Annotated in this window: 5 protein-coding genes; all 5 read left to right on the top strand. The window is 74.8% G+C overall.

What is annotated here, in order from left to right:
- Nucleotides 1-8 precede the first annotated feature (8 nt).
- The 5 genes from ACFXGI_RS14735 to ACFXGI_RS14715 all read left to right on the top strand — a co-directional run bounded on the left by ACFXGI_RS14735 (nt 9) and on the right by ACFXGI_RS14715 (nt 17,888).
- Nucleotides 9-290, top strand: a complete 282-nt coding sequence (locus ACFXGI_RS14735; protein ID WP_384705930.1) for an acyl carrier protein — start codon at nt 9-11, stop codon at nt 288-290.
- 10 nt (nt 291-300) lie between these two features.
- The gene (locus tag ACFXGI_RS14730; protein WP_384705929.1) at nt 301-2,592 is read left to right on the top strand and encodes a lantibiotic dehydratase; all 2,292 of its coding nucleotides are present in this window, start codon (nt 301-303) and stop codon (nt 2,590-2,592) included.
- Nucleotides 2,593-2,790: 198 nt separating this feature from the next.
- Complete coding sequence (locus ACFXGI_RS14725; RefSeq protein WP_384705928.1) at nt 2,791-9,144, top strand: amino acid adenylation domain-containing protein; 6,354 nt, start codon at nt 2,791-2,793, stop codon at nt 9,142-9,144.
- Between the two features lie 51 nt (nt 9,145-9,195).
- Entirely contained in the window at nt 9,196-16,539 is a 7,344-nt protein-coding gene (locus ACFXGI_RS14720) for an amino acid adenylation domain-containing protein (protein ID WP_384705927.1), read from the top strand.
- Nucleotides 16,536-17,888, top strand: coding sequence for a cytochrome P450 (locus ACFXGI_RS14715; RefSeq protein WP_384705926.1), 1,353 nt, complete (start codon nt 16,536-16,538; stop codon nt 17,886-17,888). Before ACFXGI_RS14720 ends, ACFXGI_RS14715 begins: the two co-directional genes overlap by 4 nt.
- Nucleotides 17,889-17,899 lie beyond the last annotated feature (11 nt).

Genomic DNA, 17,899 nt, shown 5'->3' with positions numbered 1-17,899 from the left:
GAGAACCCATGACCATGACCGCGAACGAGACCGCCGACCTGACCGCGCAGCTGAGCTCCACCGCCCTGACCGAGCTGGTCGTCTCCGTCTACCGCGAGACCCTGGGCGTCGCCGACCTCGACGAGCAGAGCGACTTCTACGAGTGGGGCGGCGACTCGCTGACCGCGTTCCGGATCACCGCACGGCTCGAGGAGGCGCTCGGGGCGGAGATCCCGGTGGCCCTGGTCTTCGCCTACCCCTCGCCGGCGGACCTCGCCGACGTCGTCCACGCCGACTTCGTCCAGGCATGAGGGGCCGGTCATGACGGACACCTACGTACCCGGCGGCCGCTGGCGGCTGTGGGACCAGTACGCCCTGCGCGGAGCGGGCTTTCCGGCCGGGGGCGTGCTGCGGCTGGCCCCGGACGGGCTGGCCTCGGCCGCCGACAAGTTCGACCCCGAAGAGGGTCCGGCCGGCCTCGCCGGTGAGCGGTGGGGGGAGTTCGCCGCCCTGTTCGCCGACGCCCAGGTGGAGGTGGCGCACACGCTCCAGGACATCGCCCGGACGCCCGCCTTCCGGGAGGCGGTGGCCTGGCAGAACCGCCCGGTGCTCACCTCCGGGATCACGCCCTTCCTGAACTGGACGCCGACCGCCGCGGGCCGGACCAGCATGCCCCGCCAGCGCGAGGAACTCGTCGCCCACTACTGGCAGCGGTTCTGCGTCAAGAACGACACCATCGGGTTCTTCGGCCCGGTCGGGTGGGGCCGCTGGGACCTCTCCACCGACGGGGTGCAGGTCGATCCCGGCACCGGCCTGATCGCCGGATCGCAGGTGTACTTCGCCAGCTGGGCCATCGACGCCCTCGCCGCGCGGATCGACGGCGATCCGGCGGTACGGGAGTGGGTGGCGCCCCGGCGCGTGCCGTTCGTCCGCCAGTCCGGCACGGACGTGACGGTGCCGGGACGGCCGCGCCAGGCGCTCGGCGAGGAGGGGCGCGCGGTGCTCGCGCTCTGCGACGGCGTCCGCCCGGCGCGGGAGATCCGCGCCGCGCTGCCGGGCGTCGACGTGTCCGCCGTACTGGCCGACCTGGTCGCCCGCCGGTGGGTGGTGTGGAAGCTGGAGGTGCCCGCCGACGCCCGCCCCGAGCGGTATCTGCGGGCCTGGCTGGACCGGGTCGGGGACGCGGGGCTGCGCGAGCCCGGCCTGGCCGCCCTGGACGCCCTGGAGCGGGGCCGGGACCGGGTGGGCGAGGCGGACGGGCCCGAGGCCCTGGTGGCCGCGCTGACGGAGCTGGAGGGCGAGTTCGTCGCGCTGACCGAGACGGCCGCCGTACGCGAGAAGGCTGCCGGTACGGCGCCCTGCCGGGCGCTGGTGTACTCCGACTGCCGGCGGGCGGCGACCGCCACCCTCGGGCGGAGCGTGCACGAGGCGCTCGCCCCGCTGGACCCGCTGCTGACCAGCGCCGGCTGGCTCACCGCGCGGCTCGCCGACGCCGTGATGGCCCGGGCGCGGGAGGTGTACCGCCGGCTGGCCGGGCAGGGGCCGGTCGACCTGGCCGCGTTCTGGTTCGCCTGCATGCCGATCCTGCACGGCGCCGCCCGCACGGAATCCGCCGAACTCCAGGCGGAGTTCCGCAGGCGCTGGGACGCCATCCTGTCGCCGCCGCCGGGCACCCGCCGGGTCAGGCTGCCGCTGGAGGCCGTCGCGGGGCCCGTCGCCGAGCAGTTCGGCGGCCCGGGCGGGGGCTGGACCGCCGCCCGGTACCTCAGCCCCGACATCATGATCGCCGCGTCCGGGGAACAGGCCGTGGCCCGCGGCGACTTCGAGCTCGTCCTCGGCGAACTGCACGTCGCCGCCAACACCCTGGGCTCCTCGCTGTTCGTCCACCAGCACCCGGACGCCGGAGAGCTGCTCGCCCTGACCGGCCGGGACCATCCCGGTCCGCGACTGCTGCCGCTGCTGCCCAAGGAGCACCGCTCCCGGCTCTCCGCGCGGACCCGGCAGGTCCTGGTCCGCCCCGAGGACCACTACGTCGCCCTCGTCGACTTCACGGCCGATCCGGGCCGCCCCCGTACGGTGCTCAGCGCCGATGTGGCGGTGACCGAGCGCGCGGACGGCGAGCTGGCGGTGGTGCTGCCCGACGGGTCCGAGTTCCCCGCGGTGGACGTGTTCTCGCACGTGCTGACCACCCTGGCGATGGACCTGTTCCAGATCCTGCCGGACGGGGCGGACCACTCCCCCCGGGTCACCGTGGACCGGCTGGTGGTGGCCCGGGAGACCTGGCGGCTGCCGCCGCCGGACATGGACTTCGCCGAGGAGAAGGACGAGGCGCGCCGGTTCGTACGGGCCCGGCAGTGGCGGGAGCGGCGTGAGCTGCCGCGGTTCGTGTTCGTCGTGCTGCCGACCGAGACCCGGCCGTTCTACGTGGACTTCGACAGCCCGGTGTACGTCAACATCCTCGCCAAGGCGGTCCGCAGGATGGCCCGCAAGGAGCCGGAGGGCCGGGCCGTGTTCACCGAGATGCTGCCGAGCCCCGAACAGGCCTGGCTGACCGACGACCAGGGCGAGGCGTACACCTCCGAGCTGCGGTTCGTGGCGGTGGACGAGGGCTGACCACAGCGGCGTACGAAGCGGCACAGTCACATACGGAGCGACGCGTACCGGCGGCGCGCACGGCGGAACGACAGGCCGTGCGGGGCCGCCGTTGCGCGTTCTACCCCCCGGCGGCTGCGTACGCGGCTGCGTCTTCTTCCCTACTGACGGATCTCCGCGGACAGCAGTGTTGGGGAAAACACCGCTTGGAGGCCCACAGTGAAGGTTGTCGCAGCGCACGGCGGACCGGCGAGGCACGGCAGCGAAGCCGGCGACGTCGTACGTGACGGTGACGGAGTGTCGTTCGCGCAGCGGAGGCTGTGGTTCCTCGACCAGCTCACCGGAGGCTCCGCCGAGTCCCTGCTCCCGCTGGCCCTGCGCATCCGCGGCGCCCTCGACGTCCCGGCGCTGGAGCGCTCGCTGGCCGGCATCGTGGACCGGCACGAGGTGCTGCGCACGCGGTTCACGGCCGTCGACGGGGAGCCCGTACCCGTGGTGGACCCGGCGGGCCGCACCCGGCTGGCGCGGACGGAGGCGGGCAGCACCGAGGAGCTGTTCGACCGTGAGCTGGCACGTCCGCTGGATCTCGCGAAGGAGCACCCGCTGCGGGCCACGCTCGCCCGCATCGGGTCCGACGAGCACGTGCTGCTCCTGGTGGTCCACCACATCGCGGTGGACGGCTGGTCCTGGGACGTGCTGCTGCGCGAACTGGACGCCGGCTACCGGGGCGAGGCGGTGGATGCGCCGCCGCTGCAGTACACCGACGTCGCCCGGACCGAGGCCGAGCGGCTGAGCGGACCGCGGATGGAGCGGCTGCTCGGGTACTGGCGGGAGCGGCTGGCCGGGGTCTCCCCGCTCGCGCTGCCCGCCGACCGGCCGCGGCCGGCGTTCTGGGACGGCTCGGGCGACGTGGTCCGCTTCGAGCTGCCGGCCGAGCTGGTCGCCGAGGTGGACCGGGTGGCCCGCGAGCAGCGTGCGACCCGCTACATGCTGCTGCTCGCCGTGTACCAGGCCCTGCTGGGCCGGTACTCCGGCCGCTCCGACATCGCCGTGTGCACCACCCTGGCCGACCGCGGGCGGGCCGAAGTGGCCTCCCTCATCGGCCCGTTCGTGAACACGATCGTGCTGCGCACCGACCTGTCCGGCGGTCCGAGCTTCGCCGAGCTGCTGGGCCGGGTGCGGTCGGGGGCCCTGCGGGACTTCTCGCACTCCGAGGCGCCGTTCGACCGGGTGGTCGGCCAGGTGGTCACCGAGCGCGATCTGTCCCGCCACCCGCTCGCCCAGGCCTCCTTCACCCTCCTCAACACCGTCCCGTCGGCGGCCCGCCTGGACGATCTGGACGTCGGTCTGGTGCGGACCCCGCTGACCGGCACCCCGCTGGACGTGTTCCTCGACCTGAGCCTGCGCGCCAACGGGGACATCGCGGCGCGGCTCCAGTACTCGACCACCCTGTTCGACCAGAGCACGATGGTCCGCTTCACCGAGGGGTACCTGGAACTGCTGCGCGCGGTGACGGCCGCGCCGCAGACCCCGGTGGCCGAGCTCGCGGGCCGCCTGGAGCCCCTGCCGGGCAAGGAGCGGGCCCGCCTCGTCGAGATGGCGGCCTCGGAGCGCCCCGCACCCGCCCCGGCGCCGTTCGGCGTGGCGGGCGAGCCGAACGCGGTGGCCCTGGTGTGCGGGGAGAAGATCCTGCGCTACCGAGAGCTGGACGCCCTCGGCGGCGGTCTGGCCACCGCCCTGCGCGCGGCCGGCGTCGGCCCGGGCACCCCGGTCGGCGTGTGCATGAAGCGCGGCATCGGGTCCGTGGCCTCGATGACCGCGATCTGGCGGGCCGGCGGGGTCTACGTGCCGCTGGATCCGGCGCTCCCCGAGGAGCGGCTGCGGTTCATGGCCGAGGAGGCCGCTCTGGCCTGCGTCCTCACCGATGCCGCCACCGCGGAGCTGGCCGGCGCGCTGGGCCCGCGGGTGCTGCGGGTGGAGGACGCGGAGCCCGAGCCGGGCGCCCCGCACCACACCCCCGACCCGCGGGACCTCGCGTACGTCATCTTCACCTCGGGCTCCACCGGCCGCCCGAAGGCCGTCGGCATCGAGCACGGCGCGATCGACGCGCATGTCGCCGCCGCCCGCGAGGAGTTCGGGATCACCGCCCGGGACCGGGTGCTCGCCTTCTCCTCCTTCTCCTTCGACGCCTCGCTGGACCAGCTGCTGACCGCGCTCGGCTGCGGGGCCACCCTCGTGGTCCGGCCCGACGAGCAGTGGCTGCCCGCGCAGATCCCCCTGGTGGTCGAGCGGTACGGGATCACCGTGCTGAACCTGCCGCCCACGTACTGGGCCGAGCTGGCCTTCTCGCTCACCGACCGCACCGCCGCCTCCCTCGCGCCGCTGCGCCTGCTGATCCTCGGCGGGGAGTCCGTCCCGGCCGCGGCGCTGGCCGCCTGGCGGGCACGGGCCCCGCACGTACGGGTGCTCAACGCGTACGGCCCGACCGAGACCACCGTGACCGCCACCACGCACGAGATCGGCGGGGCCGGGGACCCCGGCCGGGTGCCGATCGGGCGGCCGCTGGGCTCCCGCCGGGTGTACGTGGTGGACGCGCAGGACGACCTCGTGCCGGTCGGCGAGCCCGGCGAGCTGCTGATCGGCGGGCCGGAGCTGGCCCGCGGCTACCTCGGCCAGCCGGCCCTCACCGCGCAGAAGTTCGTACCGGACCCGTACGGCGGGGAGGGCGGGCGGCTCTACCGCACCGGCGACCTGGTCCGCCGGCTGCCTTCCGGGGAGCTGGAGTTCCTCGGCCGCACCGACGACCAGGTCAAGATCCGCGGCTTCCGCATCGAACTCGGCGAGGTGGAGGCGGTTTTGGGCGAGTGCCCCGGAGTCGTGGCCGCCGCGGTGGCGGTCGGCGCGGACGCCCAGGGCGGCAAGAGCCTGACCGGCTACGTGGTGGCCGGCCCCGACGGCCCGGTGGAGCCCGCCGTGCTGCGCTCCTTCTGTGCGGGGCGGCTGCCGCACTACGCCGTGCCCGCCGACTTCGTGGTGCTCGACGCGCTGCCCGTGAACGCCTCGGGCAAGCTCGACCGGGCCGCCCTGCCCGCCGCCCGCCCGGACGGGGAGCGGGCGGAGCGGGACCGGACCGCCGCGGGCGGCCCCGAGTTCATCGGGCCGCGCGACGCCACCGAGCAGGTCGTCGCCGACATCTGGTCCGAGGTGCTGGGCGTCGACCGCGTCGGCATCGACGACGGGTTCTTCGACCTGGGCGGCCACTCCCTGCTCGCCACCATGGCCGTGTCCCGGATCGCCGAGCGCCTCGGCCGCGAGGTCGAGCTGCGCACCCTGTTCGAGAACCCCCGCATCCGCGAGTTCGGCCCGCTGGTGGCCGCGGCCCGGCAGGCGGGCGCCGCCACCGTCGTCCCGGTGGACCGGTCGGGACCGCTGCCGCTGTCCTTCGCGCAGGAGCGGATGTGGTTCCTGGACCGCATGTCCGACGTCGGCGACGAGTACGTGCTCTGGTTCTCCTGGCGGATGCGCGGCGGGCTCGACCGCGACGCCTGGCAGGGCGCCCTCAACGAGGTGGTGGCCCGGCACGAGGCGCTGCGCACCGCCCTGGTCGAGGTGGACGGCCGGCCCGCGCAGCGGGTGGTCGCCGGGGTCCGCGTACCGCTGGTGTGGCAGTCGGCCCCGGCAGGCGACGACGAGGCGGTACGGCTGGAGCGGCTGCGCGCGGTGGCCGTCCCGTACGCGACCCGGCGCTTCGACCTGGCCGGGCCGCCGCTGCTGCGGGCCGGGGTGTGGGAGCTGGACCCCGAGGACCACGTGGCCGTCATCGCCTTCCACCACGCGGCGACCGACGGCTGGTCCAAGGACGTGATCATCGGCGAGCTGGCCGAGTCGTACGCCGCCCGCGTGGCCGGGCGTCCGGCCGAACTGCCGCCCGTCCCCATCCAGTACGGGGACTTCGCGGTCTGGCAGCGCGACCGGATGGCCGGCGAGGTGCTGGAGCGGCAGCTGGCGTACTGGGAGCGGGCCCTGGCCGGCGTGCCCGTACTGGAGCTGCCGACGGACCGGCCTCGCCCGGCGGGCTGGTCGGGCCGGGGCGGCGCGGTCGAGATCGACCTGCCGAAGGAGCTGGAGGCCGCGCTCGGCGAACTGGCGCGGCGGCACGGGGTGACCCGGTTCACGGTCCTGCTGGCCGTGGTGCAGATCGTGCTGGGCCGCTGGTCGGGGCAGCAGGACGTGGCGGTGGGCACCCCCGTCGCGGGCCGCGGGCAGATGGAGCTGGAGCGGCTGGTGGGGCTGCTGGTGAACACGGTGGTGCTGCGCGGGGACCTGTCCGGCGAGCCCTCGTTCACGGAGTTCCTGGGCCGGGTGCGGGAGTCGGTGCTCGGGGCCTTCGATCACCACGAGGTGCCGTTCGAGCGGCTGGTGGAGCAGCTCCGCCCGGAGCGGGACCCGTCCCGCAACCCGCTGTTCCAGGTGATGTTCGACGTGCAGGAGAGCGCGGCGGGCGGGCCGCGGGTCGAGGGCCTCGACGTGGAGCACTTCGTTCTGCCGTGGGGTTCGGCCAAGTTCGACCTGACCGCCACCTTCCTGCTCTATCCGGACCGTTTCGCGCTGAACGTGGAGTACGCGAGCGATCTCTTCGACGCCGCGACGGTCACCCGGTTCGCCGGGCACGTGGGCCGGGTGCTGGAGTCGGTGGTGGCCGATCCGGAGCAGGCCGTCGGGAGGCTGGAGCTGCTGTCGGCCGCCGAGCGCGCGGAGCTGGCCCGGACGGCGGGCGCGGCAGAGGCCGCCCCGGTGGCGGCGCCGTTCACCGTTTCGGGTGCTCCGGACGCCGTCGCCCTGCTCTGCGGGGACGAGAGCCTGACGTACGGCGAACTGGACGGCCTCACCGGCGGGCTGGCCCGGGCACTGGCGGCCGCCGGAGTGCGGCGGGGCACGCCGGTCGGCGTGTGCCTGCGGCGCGGCATCCGCTCGGTCGCCGCGATGGCCGCGATCTGGCGGGCCGGCGGGGTCTACGTACCGCTGGATCCCCGGCTGCCCGAGGACCGGCTGCGGTTCATGTGCGCCGAGGCGGGCGTGCACAGCGTCCTGGGCGATGCCTCGACCCACGCGCTGACCGCCGGGCTCGGGCCGCGGACCCTCTCCGTCGACACCGTCGTGCCCGACGCGGACGCGCCGCGCCACACCCCCGATCCCGGGGACCTCGCGTACGTCATCTTCACCTCGGGCTCCACCGGCCGCCCCAAGGCCGTCGGCGTCGAGCACCACGCGCTGGGCGCGCACGCCGCCGCGGCCCGCGAGCTGTTCGGCATCACGGCCGAAGACCGCGTCCTCGCCTTCGCCTCCTTCTCCTTCGACGCCTCGCTGGAGCAGGTGCTGCCCGCGCTCGGCGCGGGGGCCTCGGTGATGGTCCGCCCGGACGAGGTGTGGTCGGTGGAGGAGCTCGCCGAGGCCGTCCGCACCCGGGACATCACGGTCATGGAGGCCACCCCCGCCTACTGGGAGGAGATCGTCGCCCGCCTCGACACGGTCGCCGGGGACCTCAAGGGCCTGCGGCTGCTGGTCACCGGCGGCGAGGCGCTGCCCTCGGCCCCGCTGGCCCTCTGGTTCGCCCACCTGCCCGACGTGCCCGTCGTCAACACGTACGGCCCGACCGAATCGGTCATCTCGGCCACCGCCCACACCGTCACCGCGCCCGTCGAGGGCCGGGTGGCGATCGGACGGCCGCTGGGCTCCCGCCGGGCGTACGTCGTGGACGCCCTCGACCAGCTCGTCCCGGTGGGCGTGCCGGGCGAACTGCTGATCGGCGGGCCGGAGCTGGCCCGCGGCTACCTCGGGCAGCCCGTCCTCACCGCGCAGAAGTTCGTACCGGACCCGTACGGCGCTGCCGGCGGCCGGCTCTACCGCACCGGCGACCTGGTCCGCCGGCTGCCCTGCGGGGAGCTGGAGTTCCTCGGCCGCACCGACGACCAGGTCAAGATCCGCGGCTTCCGCATCGAGCCGGCCGAGATCGCGGCCGTCCTCGAACAGCACCCGGACGTGCACGCGGCGACCGTCCTGGTCCGCGAACTGCGGGGCGAGCGCGCCCTCGTCGGCTACGCGGCCGGCCAGGACGGGGGCCCGGACGCCGAGGCGCTGGCCGCCTGGTGCCGGACCCTGCTGCCCGGCTACATGGTGCCCGCCGCCTTCGTCCTGCTCGACGCCCTGCCCCGGACCGTGCAGGGCAAGGTGGACACCGCCGCCCTGCCCGATCCGCAGCTGCCCGCTCCGGCCGCTTCCGTGGCACCGCGCACCCCGACCGAGGTGGTGACGGCCCAGATCTGGGCCGAGGTCCTGGGCCTGCCCGAGATCGGGATCCGGGAGGACTTCTTCTCCCTCGGCGGCCATTCGCTGCGCGCCGTGGCGGCCGCGTCCCGCCTGCGCACCGCGTTCGACTGCCCCATCCAGGTACGCGACCTGTTCGACCACCCGACCGTCGAACTGCTCGCCATCGAAGTGGAACGACAGCTCATCGACCAGATCGCCTCGATGAGCGACGACGAGATCGACCTGTCCCTGACCTCCGAGTTCTGACCGCCGCCGCGTCCGAACCTCGATCCCAGCCTTGATTGGACGGCACTTGCGATGACCACTGCACAGGTCGAACCCTCCACCACTGCTCCCGCTTCCCCCACTTCTTCCACGACGCCCGGCGGCCTCTCCCCGGCGGCCCGCCGGCTCCTCGAAATGCGCCTGCGCGGCAAGGCCGCCGCCGCGCCCGCCGGGATCCCCCGCCTCGACCCGCGCCCCGCGCAGGCCCCCCTGTCGGCGGCCCAGCAGCGCCTGTACTTCCTCGACCAGCTCGACCCCGGCGGCGTCGAGTACCTGATGCCCGCCGCCTGGCGGTTCGCCGGCCCCCTGGACACCGCCGCGCTGGGCGCGGCGATCGGGGACCTCGTCGCCCGCCACGAGCAGCTGCGGGTGGTGTTCTCCCACGAGGACGGCGTGCCCGCCCAGCGCGTGCTCCCCGCCGCCGACGCGGCCGGTCTCGACGTGGTCGACCTGCCCCCGGCGGTCCGCGAAGGCGGCCCCGAGGCGATCGCCGCGGCCGTACGGGAGGTGGCGCTGCGCCCCTTCGACCTGGCCGCCGCGCCCCCGTTCCGGGCCACCCTGCTGCGGATCGCCGCCGAGGACCACGTCCTCGTCCTGGCCATGCACCACATCGTCTCGGACGGCTGGTCGCTGGACATCCTGACCGGCGACCTGGGCGCCTGCTACCGCGCCAGATGCCGGGACCTGGCCCCGCAGCTCCCCCAGCCGCCGGTCGACTACACCGACTACGCGCACTGGCAGCACGGGGCCGACGAGAGCGCGGACCTGGACTACTGGCGTTCGACGCTGGCCGGCCTGACCCCGCTCGAACTGCCCACCGACCACCCGCGGCCCGCCGTCCGCAGCTCCGCCGGCGCCGTGCACACCGTAGAGCTCCCCGCGGTGCTGACGGCGGCCCTGGCCGAGCTCGGCCGCCGGTCCGACACCACCTCGTACATGACGCTGATGGCGGCCTTCCAGGCGGCGCTCGCCTTCCACAGCGGCCAGGACGACATCGCGATCGGCACCGTCGTCGCCAACCGGGAGCGCCCGGAGATCGAGCAGCTGGTCGGGTTCTTCGTGAACACCCTGGTGATCCGCACCGATCTGTCGGGCGACCCGACCTCGGCGCAGCTCCTCGCCCGGACCCGGGAGAGCGTGCTGGGCGCCCTGTCCCACCAGAGCCTGCCGTTCGAGCGGGTCGTCGACGAGCTGAGCCCCGAGCGGGACCTGTCGCGCAACCCCCTGTTCCAGGTGCTGTTCTCGCACTCCGCCGGCGCGCGGCAGGGTGGCGCGTACACCCTCGGCGGGGCGACGGGCGCGGCCTTCCCCATCGACCTGACCACCGCGAAGTTCGACCTGACGCTGGACGTCGGCGAGGACGCGGACCGCCTCCGGCTCCAGTTCGTCTACCGCCCCGACCTGTTCGACGCGGCTTCGGTGGCGCGGCTGGCCGAGCACACGGTCGCGGTGCTGCGGGCCTTCGCCGAGGCCCCGGACGTGCCGCTCGGCATGGCCGACCTGCTCACCGCCGGCGAGCGGGCCGCGCTCCTGGGCCCCGAAGGACCGGCGAACCGCCCGCCGGCCGGCGCCGCACCCGAGCCGGCGCCGCGGCTCGCGATGGAGCGCCTGGCCGAGCGGATCCGGCTGGCCCCCGCCGCCGTGGCCGTCTCCGGCGGCGGCCGCAGCCTGACCTACGCCGAACTCGACGCGGCCTCGCTGGCCCTGGCCCGGCGGCTGCGGGCGGCGGGCATCGGCGCGGAGTCCCTGGTCGGCGTGTGCCTGGGCCGCTCCGTCGACCTGGCCGTCGCACTGCTCGGCGTCTGGCGGGCGGGCGCGGCGTACCTGCCGCTGGACCCGGCCCACCCGCGGGCCCGGCGGGAGTTCACGGTCGAGGACGCCGGGGTGGAGTGGGTGGTCGCCGACGCCGTGGGCCACGCCGCGGTGGAGGGGCTGCCGGTGGGCGTGATCCCGCTGGACGACCCCGCCGACGACACCTCCGACGACACCGAGGACCTGCACTGCGCCGTGCTCCCCGGAGCGCAGACGCTCGCGTACGTCATCTACACCTCGGGATCGACCGGGCAGCCCAAGGGCGTCGAGATCACCCACGGCAACCTGGCCTGGCTGCTCGGCGCCGCCGACCGCCACTTCGACTTCGGCGCCGACGACGTGTGGACGCTCCTGCACTCCCCCGCCTTCGACTTCTCCGTCTGGGAGCTGTGGGCCCCCCTGACCTCCGGCGGCCGGGTGGTGGTGCTGACCGAGGACGAGGTCCGCGACCCCGCCGCCGTCCACGCCGTGCTGCGCGACGAGCGCGTCACCGTGCTCAACCAGACCCCGGCCGCCTTCAAGGGTCTGCGGGCCCACCTGGCGCAGCAGGGCGAGGAGTTCGGCGCGCTCGCACTGCGCACGGTGGTCTTCGGCGGGGACGCCTTCGACGCCCGCGACTACCGCGACTGGTTCGCCGCGCCCGGGGGCGGGCGGCCCGCGCTGGTGAACATGTACGGGATCACCGAGACCACCGTGCACGTCACGTACCGGCTGATCACCGAGGAGGACACGGTCTCCCCCGTGTACTCGCCGATCGGCCGGCCCCTGGCCGGCCAGCACGGCTACGTCCTGGACCGGGCCGGCCGTCTGGTGCCGCACGGCACCGTGGGCGAGCTGTACGTGTCCGGCGGCGGCGTCGCCCGCGGGTACCGCAACCGGCCGGAGCTGTCCGCCGAGCGCTTCCCCCTCGACCCCTTCGGGCCGGCCGGGACCCGCATGTACCGCACCGGCGATCTCGTACGGGTGCTGCCCGACGGGCAGTTGGCGTACGCGGGGCGGGCCGACCACCAGGTGAAGATCCGCGGCTTCCGCATCGAGCCCGGCGAGATCGAGACGGCGCTGCGCGCCCTGCCCGGCGTACGGGACGCCGCGGTGGTGGCCCGGCCCGACGCGCACGGCGGCGCCCGGCTCGTCGCCCACGTGGTGCTGACCGAGGGCCGGCCCCTGGACGCGCCGGACCTGCGCGACCGGCTGCGGCTGACGCTGCCCGAGTACATGGTGCCCGCGCTGTTCGTCCGGCACCCGAAGCTGCCGATCACCGCCAACGGCAAGGTGGACCGCAAGTCCCTGGTGGCGGTGTCCGTCGAGGGGGCCGCCGCCCCCGCCGGGCACGTCCCGCCGGCCGGTCCGGCCGAGGAGGCGCTGGCCCGCATCTGGTCGGACGTGCTGGGCGCCGAGCGGATCAGCCGTACGGCGAACTTCTTCGACCTGGGCGGCGACTCGATGCTGGCCCTGCGCGTGATCGGGCAGGCCCGCAACGCCGGACTGGGCCTGAGCGTCCCGGACCTGTTCCGGGCCCGCACCCTGGGCGACCTCGCCGCGCTGGCGACGCATGCGCCCGAAGGCACCGGCCCCGCCCCCGTGGAGCCCTTCTCCCAGCTGGACGCCGCCGACGCGGCCCGGCTGCCGCAGGGCCTCGACGACGCGTACCCGCTGACCATGCTCCAGGCCGGCATGCTGCACGAGATGCTCGCCGACCCGAGCCGCGGCGCCTACCACAACGTCACCGACCTCAAGATCACCGTGCCGGAGGGCTTCGACCTCGCCGCCTTCCGGACGGCGGTGGACACGGTCGTCCGCGGCCACAGCATCCTGCGCTCCTCCATCGACCTGGTCTCCTTCTCCGAGCCGCTCCAGCTGGTGCACGCCGCCGCCGCGCTCCCGGTCGGCTACAGCGACCTGCGCGGTCTGCCGCACGCGGAGCAGTGGGCCTCCGTACAGGGCTACGTGGACGCGGAGTTCGGCCGTCGCTTCGACCTGGCGGCCCCGCCGCTGGTCCGCATCCACCTGCACCACCTCACCGACCGGGAGCTGCGGCTCACGCTCACCGACTGCCACGTGGTGCTCGACGGCTGGAGCCTGACCTCGCTCATAGCCGACCTGCTGGACCTGCACCGGCAGGCCGTGGCCCAGGGCCGGACCCCGCAGCTGCCGCCGGCGCCCCCGTACGCCGAGTACGTCGCGCTGGAGCGGGCCGCGCTCGTCGGCGAGGAGGGGCTGGAGTACTGGCGCTCGGCCCTCGGGGACCTGAGCCCGATCCGGTTCACCCGGCGCGGTACGGAGGCCTCCGACAGCGGGCAGTTCGTGCACGAGGCGCGCCGCTCGTACGCCGCCCTCGCCGAGCCGATCGGCCGGCTGGCGCGGCTGGCCGGGGTGCCGCGCCGCACCGTCCTGCTCTGCGCGTTCCACCACACCATGAGCCTGTTCGCCGAGCGCGACGGTTCCGCCGAGGGGCACTCGGTCGGCCTGGTCACCAACGGCCGGCCCGAGGTGCCCGGCGCCGACCGGATGCGCGGGCTGTTCCTCAACACGGTGCCGTTCGGGGTCCGGCGTCCCCGCGGCAGCTGGCTGGAGTACCTGAAGGCGGCGTTCGCCGCCGAGCAGGAGATGCTCCCCCACCGCAGGGTGCCGCTGGCCCGCCTCGCGCAGCTGCGGCCGGGCGAGCCGAGCCTGGCGGACACCCTCTTCAACTACGTCAACTTCCACCGGCTGTCCGGGGACAGCTGGGACGACTCGCTGGAGATCGCCCGGACCGCGTTCCCGCTGATGCTCAACGCGAGCGTGGAGTCCTTCACCCTCGACGTCGACCCGGACTACCTGGCCCCGGACACCGCCGAGCAGCTCGCCGACCTGATGTGCGGGGTGCTGAAGGCGATGACCGCACGGCCGGACGCCCCGGTCACGGCGCCGGCGCTGGCCGGCGAGGCGCGGATGCGCGCGCTGGAGGAGTGGGGCCGCGGCCCCGAGCTGGCGAACACCTCGCTGATGTTCCACGAGTGCGTGGCGGAGCACGCGGTGCTCACGCCCGGCGCGGTCGCCGTCCGGCAGGGCGGGCAGGAGGTCACTTACGCCGAACTGGACGCCTCCGTACACCGGTTGGCCGACAGGCTGCGTGCGCTCGGAGTCGGCCCGGAGGTCCCGGTCGGCATCTGCCTCGACCGGGGTCCGGAGATGGTCCGGGCCGTGCTCGGTGTGCTCCGCGCGGGCGGCGCGTTCCTGCCGCTGGAGTCGCAGCACCCGGCCGACCGGCTGAAGTTCATCGTCGAGGACAGCGGGATGCCGGTGCTGATCACCCAGTCCTCGCTGGTGGGGACGGTGCCGTTCGACGGCCCGACCCTGGTCGTGGACGACCCGGCGACCTGGGCGGATCCGGTCGGGGCGCCGGCCCCGGCGCCGGCGCCCGCCGTCACCGCGGACAATGCCGCCTACATCCTCTACACCTCCGGTTCCACGGGCACGCCCAAGGGCGTCACCATCCAGCACCGCAGCCTGACCAACATGCTGGAGGGGCAGCGCGACCTGTTCCCGGTGACCCCCGCCGACCGGGTGCTCCAGTTCGCCTCCCTCAGCTTCGACGTCTCGATCATGGACCTGACCTGGGCCCTGGCGAACGGCGCGCAGCTGTGCACACCGCCCAGGGAGGCACTGCGGGCGGGCTCCGACCTCGCGAACACCCTGCTGGAGTACGGGATCACCGTCGCGATGCTGGCCCCGAGCGCCCTGGCGGCCCTCGGCGAGGACCGCTTCCCCGCGATCCGGATGCTCCAGGTCGCCGGCGAGGCCTGCCCGGCCGAACTGGCCCAGAAGTGGGCGCGCGGACGGCGGTTCTACAACGTCTACGGGCTCACCGAGACGACCGTGTGGTCCGTCTCCACCCTCCTCAAGCCGGACTGCAAGCGGCCCCCGATCGGCTGGCCGATGCGCAACACCCAGGTCTACGTCCTCGACGAGGAGCTCCAGCCCGTCCCCGTCGGGGTGCAGGGCGAGGTCTACCTGGGCGGGCGCGCCATCGGCCGGGGCTATGTGAACCGCCCCGACCTCACCGCCGCCGCGTTCGTCCCCGACCCGTACGGCGCCCCCGGCGGCCGGCTGTGCCGCACCGGCGACATCGGCGTCCAGCTGCCCGACGGCGCGGTGGAGGTGCTCGGCCGCCGCGACAGCCAGGTGAAGCTGCGCGGATTCCGCATCGAGCTCGGCGAGATCGAGCACGGGCTGCGGGAACTGCCCGACGTACAGCAGGCGGTGGTCCTCCTGCGGCGGGACCTGCCGGAGCCGGCGCTGGTGGCGTACGTGGTGCCGGAGGCGGGGGTGGAGCCCGTCGTCGAGCCCTTCCGCGAGGCACTGCGGGCCAAGGTGCCCGCGTACATGGTGCCCGCCCGCTTCGTCTTCCTCGACGCGATGCCGGTCAACAGCAGTGGCAAGGTGGACAAGAAGGCCCTGCCGCTGCCCTCGGCAGACCGGGTGGGCAGTGCCGGCGACTACGTCGCTCCCGGTACGCCGGCCGAGGTGGTCCTCGCCGAGGTGTGGCGCACGGTGCTCGGCATCGAGCAGGTCGGTGTCCACGACGACTTCTTCGCCCTCGGCGGCAGTTCGCTCTCGACCGTCCGGGTCGCCGCGCAGGCGGCCGCCCGCGGGCTGAGCGTCTCCGTACGGGACCTGCTCGAACTGCCCACCATCGCCCGGCTCGCCGTACGCGCCGCGCAGGCGGCGGGGGCCGCGGAGACCTCTCCCGGCGCCAGGGCCGTCACCTCCGAGGTCCGGCTGCGCGAGGGCGACGGCGCCCCGCTGTGGTGCGTGCACCCCAGCGGCGGCAGCGGGGCCTGGTACGTGCCGCTCGCCCGGGCCCTCCCGCCCGGTCAGCCGGTCCGGGCCTTCCAGGCCCGGGGCCTGCTCGGCGGGGTCGACCCGACCACCATCGCCGGGATCGCGGCCAACTACGCCGCCGAGCTCGCCGCCCACGGCGGGCACGGCCCGCACGACCTGCTGGGCTGGTCCATGGGCGCCAACATCGCCCTGGAGATGGCCACCCAGCTGCACGAGGCCGGTCACACCGTCGCACCGCTGACGCTGATCGAGCCGCACCTGCCCCACCCGGCGGCCGGCGAACGCCTCGCGGCGATCGGCCGGGACATGGAGCGCGGCCTGCGGATGCGCGACCGGGTCCGTACGCTGCCGACCTCCCCGGAACGGGAGGCCGCCGTCGCCGAGCTCACCGCCCTGCTGCTGGGGGCCGGGATGAGCCCCGGCGAGGCGGCCCTGGTGGAGCAGGCCCCCATCGAGGTCTGGCACTCGCTGCTGACCGCCCTGTCCGACTACGCACTGCGCCCCTACCCCGGCCACGTCCACCTGCTGGTGGGCAGCGCGGCCGCGGAACTGCCCGACGGCGAACCGATGCCCGGGCTGGACGTGGACTTCCGCACCTACGTCGAACGCTGGCGCGAGATCGCGCTCGGCGGGCTGACCGTCCACGTCACCGAAGGCGACCACATGTCCATGATGTCCGAACGGCTGATGCACAAGACCGCTGCTGTGCTCGGCCGGATCCAGTCGGAGGCACGCCGATGACCGTCCTGACCACGAACACGAACACCACCGCGGGCACCACCGCGGACATGTCCCCCCTGGTCTGCCCGGTCACCGGGCGGACCGCGCCGCCCGCCGCCGGGCCCGCCGCCCCGCGGATCACGCCGCCGGCGCCGACGGCCCCCTTCACCGAGCGGTACCTCCTCGACCCCGCCGTCAACGCGGACCCGTACGGGTACCTCAACTCCCTGCGCGACCACGACCCCGTGTACTGGTCCGCCATGCACCGGGCCTGGCTCGTCACCGGACACGCCCAGCTGATGCACTGCCTGCGCGCCCCCGCCGTCTCCGCCGAGCGGGTGCGCCCGCTGATGGACGCGGTGCCGGAGGGCGCCCGCGAGGACGCCGAGCGGGCCTTCGGGATCCTCTCCCGCTGGATGGTGTTCAACGACGCCCCGCAGCACCGGCGGCTGCGCCAGGTCTTCCAGGAGCAGTTCGCGGCCCGCTCGATCGGCCGCTACCGGGCCTTCGTCGAGCGCGCCACCCGCGCCATGCTCACCCGCCGCGCCGTCCCCGGCCGGATCGGGGACCTCGTCGCCGACATCGCCCGGCCGCTGCCCGCCCTCGTCTTCGCCCGCTGGCTGGGCGTCCCCCAGGCGCACGGCCCGTCCTTCTGGTACTGGAACGCCAGGGTCGGCGACCTGGTCCTCGGGGCCGCCCAGGAGGAGCGCGAGTACCGCACCTCGCTGCAGTCCCTGGTCAACCTGGACGACTACCTCGCCGACCTGGTGGAGCAGCGTCGCGCCGACCCCAAGGACGACCTGATCAGCGCCGTGCTGGCGGGCGGCCAGATCGGGAAGTCGGTCAGCGAGGAGGAGTTCGTCGGGATGCTGACCCAGATGGCCTTCGCCGGCGGCGAGACCACCAGCAACCTCATCGTCAACGCCGTACTCGCCCTGCTGGAGCACCCCGAGCAGCTGGCCGCCGTACGGGAGGACCCGGCGCTGGTGCCGATGGCGGTGGAGGAGGCCATGCGCTTCGACGGCCCGTCGAAGATGTCGATCCGCACCGCCGCGCGGGACTTCGACCTCGACGGGCGCTCCGTCCGCGCCGAGGACCGGCTGTTCCTGGTCACGGCCGCCGCCAACCGGGACCCGGCACGCTTCCCCGACCCGGACGTGTTCGACGTCCGGCGAGGCAGCGCCTCGCACCTCGGCTTCGGCTTCGGCGCGCACTTCTGCATCGGGGCGGCCTTCGCCCGGCTGGTCGCGGGCGCGGTGGTCGACGTACTCGTCCGCGAGTACCCGGGCCTGGAGCTGCTCGACGGGCAGCACACCTGGCAGCCGTCCCTCCTCAACCGCGCGCTGACGGCCCTGCCCGTCCGCTACTGACCACGGACGTC

The organism is Streptomyces sp. NPDC059355, assembly GCF_042752335.1.
Taxonomy (GTDB): domain Bacteria; phylum Actinomycetota; class Actinomycetes; order Streptomycetales; family Streptomycetaceae; genus Streptomyces.
This window is presented reverse-complemented; position numbering and strand designations above follow the sequence as displayed.

What these genes read in the sequence shown, in the direction of transcription:
- ACFXGI_RS14720 (WP_384705927.1), top strand. Translation starts at nt 9,196, where the DNA reads ATGACCACTGCACAGGTCGAACCCTCCACCACTGCTCCCGCTTCCCCC.
- ACFXGI_RS14735 (WP_384705930.1), top strand. Translation starts at nt 9, where the DNA reads ATGACCATGACCGCGAACGAGACCGCCGACCTGACCGCGCAGCTGAGC.
- ACFXGI_RS14715 (WP_384705926.1), top strand. Translation starts at nt 16,536, where the DNA reads ATGACCGTCCTGACCACGAACACGAACACCACCGCGGGCACCACCGCG.
- ACFXGI_RS14730 (WP_384705929.1), top strand. Translation starts at nt 301, where the DNA reads ATGACGGACACCTACGTACCCGGCGGCCGCTGGCGGCTGTGGGACCAG.